Raw genomic sequence first — 1,652 nt, 5'->3', positions numbered from 1 at the left:
GGTGGCGCGGCGCACACCGGGGCCGGCGTCCGCAAACCTCCCAGGGAGGAAACCGCGGGAGGGGAAACGTGGATGGCGCGGCATTGACTATGGGGAATTGAATGCCGCGGATGAGGTGCGTGATTGGAATTGAGCCGATCCAGCGGGTTGGCCGAACGGGAAGTTGCTGATGAATGAGCCGCGAGTGGCGTTGAACGCCGTTAGTTGGCGACCGATTTGGTTCGACGGCTGGATATTTGGGCGCGCTCTGCCGTGGCCGACGGAGCGGCAGCGAGCGCGACGAGCAGATTTACGGGATTGTGACGCGGTCATGAAGTATCGAGCCTGATGACGTTCGTTGGACCTGTTGGCCGATACCGTGGCGTGGCACCACGTTCAAAGACCTCGATGATGATCATGCGACCGCCGCAGCATGGACAATCCGGCTTGATGGGATCGGCGGCGGCCTCGGTGGGCGGGCCTTCGGGTTTTGAAGCGGCGAGCAGTTCACGCGCGCGGGCGATGTTGTCGGCGCGCGTACCGCTGGCAAGCAGGCCATAGTGGCGGATGCGGTGGAAGCCTTGCGGCAGGACGTGGATCAGGAATCGGCGGATGAACTCGGCGGTGGTGACTGTCATCACCTTCTGGCGATCACGATCTTCGGCGCGATAGTCCTTCCATCGGAAGGTGACATTGGCATGGTCGAAGGCGATCAGCCGGCTGTTGGCAATGGCGACGCGGTGGGTATAGCGCGACAGATAGGCCAGCACGGCCTTTGGCCCGCCGAACGGGCGCTTGGCATAGACGACCCATTCGGTTCGGCGTAGCGGCGACAGATAGGCTGCGAACGCCTGCGGGTCGGCGAGAGCGGCGTGATTGCCGAAGAACGCCAGCTGGCCGGCTTTGTGGACCGCAAACAGCTTCTCCAGGAATAGCCTGCGGAACAGGCGCGATAGCACGCGCACCGGCAGGAAGAAGCCGGGCCGGCAGGCCACCCAACGCTCGCCGTCGAGCGAGATGCCGCCGCCCGGCACGATCATGTGGACGTGCGGATGATGGGTCATGGCCGAACCCCAGGTATGGAGAACCGAGGTGATGCCGACGCGGGCGCCGAGGTGTTTTGGGTCGGCCGCGATGGTGGTCAGGGTCTCGGCCGAGGCCTTGAACAGCAGGTCGTAGATCACGGCCTTGTTCTGGTAGGCAATGTCGGCGATGGCCGCAGGCAGCGTGAACACGACGTGATAGTATGGCACCGGCAACAGGTCGGCCTCGCGGTCGGCGAGCCATTGCTTCGCGGCGGCGGCCTGGCACTTCGGACAGTGGCGGTTGCGGCAGCTGTTATACGCGATGGTCGTATAGGCGCAGTCCTCGCAGCGTGCGACATGTCCACCGAGCGCTGCCGTGCGGCAGTTCTCGATCGCCGACATCACCTTGAGCTGGCCGAGGCTGACATGGCCGGCATTGGCCCGGCGCCATGCCGGGCCGTGGCCGCGGAAGATGTCCGCGACCTCCAGCGATGGACGCGACACGAAGAGCCTCGTGTCAGGCGGGCGGTTTGGCCTGCGTCAGGGTGATGCGATCGAGCGGGCTCATGACCTGCTGGATCGTCTTGGTGGCGACGCGCGTATAGAGCGCCGTGGTGTCGAGCTTGGCATGGCCGAGCAGGACCTGGA

The 1,652-nt window shown here is 64.8% G+C and carries 1 protein-coding gene; it reads right to left on the bottom strand.

Annotated elements, in window-relative coordinates; translation table 11 throughout:
* Window positions 1–308 precede the first annotated feature (308 nt).
* On the bottom strand, window positions 309–1,508 hold the full coding sequence (locus WCE35_RS05330; protein ID WP_424592301.1) for an IS91 family transposase: 1,200 nt from the start codon (window positions 1,506–1,508) through the stop codon (window positions 309–311).
* Window positions 1,509–1,652 lie beyond the last annotated feature (144 nt).

Source organism: Bradyrhizobium sp. (assembly GCF_049691595.1).
In the GTDB taxonomy this organism is placed as follows: domain Bacteria; phylum Pseudomonadota; class Alphaproteobacteria; order Rhizobiales; family Xanthobacteraceae; genus Bradyrhizobium.
This window is presented reverse-complemented; position numbering and strand designations above follow the sequence as displayed.